Raw genomic sequence first — 5,934 nt, forward strand, 5'->3', positions numbered from 1 at the left:
GGTCTGGGGGACGGAGGGGAGGTTGCGCCAGCCGCCGATGCGTTGGGGAATGCCGCGGTGTTCTTCGTCTGCGGGTCGGTGGGGGCTGGGCGCGCAGTTCCCCGCGCCCCTGACGGGGCGCGTCCCCCGTTCCGTCGACGCGTCCGCCAAGGCCGCGATCAGCGCCGCCAGACGGAGCGCTTCTCCTTCGTCCTCGGGCTCCGTCAGTTCGGCCAAGTGCCTCTCATAGAACGTTGTATCGACGCGGCCCGCCGCGAAGTCCGGGTGACGGAGCGAGCGGACGAGCAGCGAGCGGTTGGTGACCGGGCCGTGGACGCGGGCGCGTTCCAGGGCGTGGGTCAGGCGGCGGGTCGCCTCGGTGCGGGTGGGGGCCCAGGCGATGACCTTCGCCAGCAGGGGGTCGTAGTGGACGGTGACCGTGTCGCCCGCCGCCACGCCCGCGTCCACGCGCACGCGCCCGCCCGGCTCCAGCGACAGCTCGTGCACCTCGCCCGCCCATGGTGCCCAGTCCCGCCGCGGGTCCTCCGCGTAGAGCCGGGCCTCGACCGCGTGGCCCGTGGGCCGCGGGGGTTCGTCGTCGAGACGCAGGCCCTCCGCGATCCTCAGTTGCAGCGCGACCAGGTCCACCCCGTAAACGCACTCCGTCACCGGGTGCTCCACCTGCAGGCGGGTGTTCATCTCCAGGAAGTACGGGCGCCCGTCCTGCCCTACCAGGAACTCCACCGTTCCGGCGCCCACGTAGCCGACGGCTCGCGCGGCGGCGGCCGCGGACCGCGTCAGCGTGTCCCGCGCATCCTCGGAGAGGTACGGAGCCGGGGCCTCCTCGATGACCTTCTGGTGGCGGCGCTGGAGGGAGCAGTCGCGCGTTCCCAGGGTCCAGACGCCGCCGTGCGCGTCGGCCAGCACCTGCACCTCGACGTGCCGCCCGCCCTCCACGTACGGCTCGACGAACACCTCGTCGTCACCGAACGCGGCCAGGGCCTCCGCCCGCGCGGACTTCAGCGCCCCCGGCAGTTCCTCCGGCGCGCGCACGACGCGCATGCCGCGCCCGCCCCCGCCCGCGGCCGCTTTCACGAGCACCGGGAATGCGTCCGGGAATGCGTCCGGGGATACCGCCTCCCCCTCCAGCGGCGCGAGCAGTGGTACGCCCGCTTCCGCCATCAGTTTCTTCGCCCGCGTCTTGGAGGCCATGGCCTCGATCGCGGACGGCGGCGGCCCGATCCACACCAGCCCCGCGGCCAGGACGGCGCGCGCGAATTCCGCGTTCTCGGAAAGGAATCCGTATCCCGGGTGCACGGCGTCGGCGCCCGCCGCGACCGCGGCCCCGATCACGAGGTCGCCCCGCAGATAGGTGTCGGCGGCGGCGTTCCCCGGCAGCCGTACCGCCGCGTCGGCCTCGCGCACGTGCAGGGCCGAGGCGTCCGCGTCCGAATACACCGCGACCGTTTCCAGGCCCAAGGCGCGGCAGGTACGGAAGACGCGGCAGGCGATCTCGCCGCGATTGGCGACCAGTACGGTCCTCATCTCCTGCATCCCCCTGCTTCCTCCTGCTTTCCTCACATCCGGAAGACGCCGAAACCACCGCGGGCGCCCTCGACCGGCGCCGTGTGAATGGCCGAGAGGCACAGCCCGAGCACGGTCCGCGTGTCGCGCGGGTCGATGACGCCGTCGTCGTAGAGCCGCCCGGAGAGGAACATGGCGAGCGACTCCGATTCGATCTGCTGCTCCACCGCCGCCCGCAGCGCGGCGTCCGTCTCCTCGTCGTACGGCCGCCCCTTTTCGGCGGCCGAGGCGCGGGCGACGATCGACAGCACCCCGGCGAGTTGCTGCGGGCCCATGACGGCGGATTTCGCGCCGGGCCAGGCGAACAGGAACCGCGGGTCGTACGCCCGCCCGCACATTCCGTAGTGCCCGGCGCCGTACGAGGCGCCCATGAGCACGGAGAGGTGGGGTACCCGGGAATTCGACACCGCGTTGATCATCATCGCGCCATGTTTGATGATGCCGCCCTGCTCGTACTCCTGGCCGACCATGTAGCCGGTGGTGTTGTGGAGGAAGACCAGCGGCGTGTCGAGGCGGTTCGCCAACTGGATGAACTGGGCGGCCTTCTGCGATTCCGCGCTGAAGAGCACGCCCCGCGCGTTCGCGAGCACGCCGACGGGATATCCGTGCAGCCGGGCCCACCCCGTGACGAGGCTCGTCCCGTACAGCGGCTTGAACTCGTCGAAATCGGAGCCGTCGACGATCCGGGCGATGACCTCCCGCGGGTCGAACGGCACCTTGAGATCCCCGGGGACGGTGCCGAGCAGCTCTTCCTCGTCATGGACCGGGTCTTCCGCCGCCTGCGGATCCGCTGTCGCCTTGCGCCAGTTGAGGCGGGCCACGACCCGGCGCGCCTGCCGGATGGCGTCCCGCTCGTCCACGGCGAAATAGTCCGCGAGCCCGGAGGTCCGCGCGTGCATCTCGGCACCGCCGAGCGCCTCGTCGTCCGCGTCCTCACCGGTGGCCATCTTCACGAGGGGCGGACCGCCGAGGAAGACCTTGGCCCGTTCCTTCACCATGATGACGTGGTCGGACATTCCGGGGACGTACGCGCCTCCGGCGGTGGAATTCCCGAAGACCACGGCGAGCGTCGGAATCCCGGCCGCCGAGAGGCGCGTGATGTCCTTGAACATCGCCCCGCCCGGAATGAAGATCTCCTTCTGGCTCGGCAGATCGGCACCGCCGGACTCGACCAGGGCCACGCAGGGCAGCCGGTTGGCGTGCGCGATCTCGTGGGCGCGCAGGGCTTTCTTCAGCGTCCAGGGGTTGCTGGCACCGCCGCGGACCGTGGGGTCGTTCGCGGAGATCAGGCATTCCACGCCTTCGACCACGCCGATCCCGGTGACGAGGGACGCCCCGACCGTGTACTCGCTCCCCCACCCCGCGAGCGGGGACAACTCCAGGAACGGCGTGTCCGGGTCCAGCAGCAATTCGATCCGCTCGCGTGCGAGGAGCTTGCCGCGGGCGCGGTGCCGGGCGACGTATTTCTCCCCGCCGCCCGCGAGTGCTTTCGCGTGCTCGGCGTCGAGGGCGGCGAGTTTGGCGAGCATGGCGGTGCGGTTGGCGGCGAACTCGGGGCCCGTCGGGTCGAGGGCGGACGGCAGGGTGGTCATCGTGGCTCTTCCGCCTTTGCCTCCGCCTTCTCCTCCGCCGCCAGGACGTCTTCCGGTATGTCCATGTGGCGGGCGCGCAGCCATTCGCCGAGGGCTTTCGCCTGGGGGTCGAAACGGGGTTGCGAGGCGACGCCTTGGCCGAGGAATCCGTCGATGGTGAAGTTGAGCGCGCGGAGGTGGGGGAACTCGTATCGCTCTACGCCGGGGAATCGGGCGGTCTCAGGGAGGAGTTGGCGGAGGCGTTCCGTGGTGAGTTCTCGGCGGAGCCATTGCCAGGCGACGTCGGTGCGGGTCCATATGCCGAGGTTGGCTGTGCCGGCTTTGTCGCCGCTGCGAGTTCCTGCGACCGTGCCGAGGGGAACCCGGCGGGTTTTCCCTCCGGGCTCCGCCCCGGCCCGATCGGCCTCCCCACCGTCGCCGCCTCCGGCGGGAAAGCCCTCCGGGCTTGTCCTCAAACGCCGGACGGGCTGAGTATCAGGGGCCAGGGTCCGTGCCCCGTCAGGGGCGCGGGGAACTGCGCGGCCCGCCCCCACCGGCCCGCAGTCGAAGTCACCACCCGAACTTCGGGGGTCCGGGGGCGCAGCCCCCGGGGTGGGATCCCCCGCGGGGGGAGCCGGAATGCGGACTCGCGTGCCGTCCGGGAGGACGGCAACGTGTCGCACCCGGCTCGCCTCCACATACGCCGCCTCGAAGACCCCGTACGGCATGCCCTTCCCCGGCGGAGCCGTCAGGTGGAAGCCCGGATAGCTCGACAGGGCCAGTTCCACGGCCGCGCCACTGATGGCGCGGCCCACCGCTTCGGGGTCGCAGTCCCGGACCACGAGGCGCAGGAACGCGCTGGCCTCCTCCTGGATCTCCGCGTCCGGGCGGTCGGTGCGGGCGAGGAGCCACTGGACCTCGGCCGGGCGCCGCCGGGCCATGGCGGCCTCCAGCTGCTCGCGCACCAGCGCGGCCTTGGCCTCGACGTCGAGGCCGGTGAGGACGAACACGACCTCGTTGCGCCAGCCGCCCACCCTGGTCAGCCCGGTCTTGAGCGTCGGGGGCGGCGCCTCGCCCCGTACGCCGCTGACGCGTACCCGGTCGGGGCCGTCCTCCGTGAGCCGTACCGTGTCGAGGCGGGCCGTGACGTCCGGGCCGAGGTAGCGGGGGCCCGCCGTCTCGTAGAGGAGCTGGGCCGTGACCGTGCCGACGGTGACCGCGCCGCCCGTGCCCGGGTGCTTGGTGATCACGGCGGAGCCGTCCGCGTGGATCTCGGCGAGCGGGAAGCCCGGACGGTGCCGGGCGGCCCCCGGGATCTCCTGGAAGAAGGAGTAGTTGCCGCCGGTGGCCTGCGTACCGCACTCCAGCACATGCCCGGCGACGACGGCTCCGGCGAGCCGGTCCAGGTCCTCGACGAGCCAGCCGAAATGCGCGGCGGCCGGGCCGGTGACCAGCGCGGCGTCGGTGACGCGGCCCGTGACCACCACGTCCGCGCCCGCGCGCAGACAGGCGGCGATGCCCGCGCCGCCCAGATAGGCGTTCGCGGTGAGGACGCCCGGCCCCCAGTCGCGCTCGCCGAGCAGGTCGTCGCCCTCGACGTGCGCGACGCGCACGGGGATGCCGAGACGGTCGGCGAGGGCGCGGATCTCCTGGGCGAGCCCGGCCGGGTTGAGCCCGCCCGCGTTGGTCACGAGCTTGACGCCTCTGTCCACGGCGAGCCCCAGCCCCTCCTCCAACTGCGCGAGGAACGTCTTCGCGTAGCCGCGCTGCGGGTCCTTGAGCCGGTCCCGGCCGAGGATGAGCATGGTCAGCTCGGCGAGATAGTCGCCCGTCAGCACGTCCAGGGGGCCGCCGGTGAGCATCTCGCGCAGGGCGTCGAAACGGTCGCCGTAGAAGCCGGAGGCGTTGCCGATGCGGAGCGGCTGAGCGGACGGTGACTCCACCGGGTCGACCACGGTGCACTCTCCTGGGACAGGATGCGGTGACGGGCCGCCAGTGTCGTCAGTGCTGCGACGTACGGCCCGTGGTTCACCCCCGTGGCAGACGAGCGTGTCAGCGCCGCCCTAAACAAGCAAGCGTGCTTGCCTTTTATTTTCGGGCTTATTTTCGGCCAGGGTCACCGGGGTTGTCAGGGGTGTCAGGGGTGTCAGGGTCCAGGGCCTCGGCCAGGACCTCCGCGAGGTGGCGGGCCCGGCGGCCGGCGAGCTGTTCCAGTTGCGTACGGCAGGAGAAACCGTCGGCCAGCAGCTCCGCGCCCGGCGGGGCCTGCCGTACGGCGGGCAGCAACTGCTCTTCGGCGCAGGCCACGGAGACCTCGTAGTGGCCGCGCTCGAAACCGAAGTTCCCCGCGAGGCCGCAACAGCCGCCCGTCAGCGCGCCGGTGAGGCCCGCCTTCTCGCGGAGGCGGCGCTCGGCGGCGTCACCCAGAACGGCGTGCTGGTGGCAGTGCGTCTGCCCGGCGACGGGCCGTTCGAGCCGTGGCGGCCGCCAGTCGGGAGCGAGCTCTTCCAGCGTCTGCGCGAAGGTGCGCACGGCCGCGGCGAGCTTCCCGGCCCGGGGGTCGTCGGGAAGCAGCTCGGGCAGATCCGTACGGAGAGCGGCGGCACAGCTCGGCTCCAGAACGGTCACGGGGAGCCCCGCGTCCAGGGCCGGGCCCATCAGGTCGAGCGTCTTCCGGAGCACACGGCGAGCGGTGGCGAGCTGCCCGGTCGTGATCCAGGTGAGGGCACAGCAGGGTGCTTTCGGGGGGAGGGCGGTGCGGATGCCGGCGTGGTGGAGGACGGTGGTGGCGGCGTGGGCC

Annotated in this window: 4 protein-coding genes; all 4 read right to left on the reverse strand. The window is 72.3% G+C overall.

Annotated elements, in window-relative coordinates; all coding sequences use genetic code 11:
• On the reverse strand, window positions 1-1,533 hold a 1,533-nt coding region (locus K6I34_RS29735; RefSeq protein ID WP_229330614.1), incomplete at its 3' end, for an acetyl/propionyl/methylcrotonyl-CoA carboxylase subunit alpha.
• A gap of 23 nt (window positions 1,534-1,556) precedes the next feature.
• Window positions 1,557-3,155 (reverse strand): acyl-CoA carboxylase subunit beta, encoded by a 1,599-nt coding sequence (locus K6I34_RS29740; protein ID WP_229330616.1) that lies wholly within the window; start codon window positions 3,153-3,155, stop codon window positions 1,557-1,559.
• Window positions 3,152-5,089, reverse strand: a complete 1,938-nt coding sequence (locus K6I34_RS29745; RefSeq protein ID WP_374231057.1) for an acyclic terpene utilization AtuA family protein — start codon at window positions 5,087-5,089, stop codon at window positions 3,152-3,154. The genes K6I34_RS29740 and K6I34_RS29745 overlap by 4 nt, the downstream gene beginning before the upstream one ends.
• Before the next feature lie 145 nt (window positions 5,090-5,234).
• Window positions 5,235-5,934: (Fe-S)-binding protein (locus tag K6I34_RS29750; protein ID WP_229330618.1), on the reverse strand; the 700-nt coding region annotated here is incomplete at its 5' end.

It is taken from the genome of Streptomyces sp. UNOC14_S4, assembly GCF_020740835.1.
Lineage (GTDB): Bacteria > Actinomycetota > Actinomycetes > Streptomycetales > Streptomycetaceae > Streptomyces.

What these genes read in the sequence shown, in the direction of transcription:
- K6I34_RS29740 (WP_229330616.1), bottom strand. Translation starts at nt 3,155, where the DNA reads ATGACCACCCTGCCGTCCGCCCTCGACCCGACGGGCCCCGAGTTCGCC.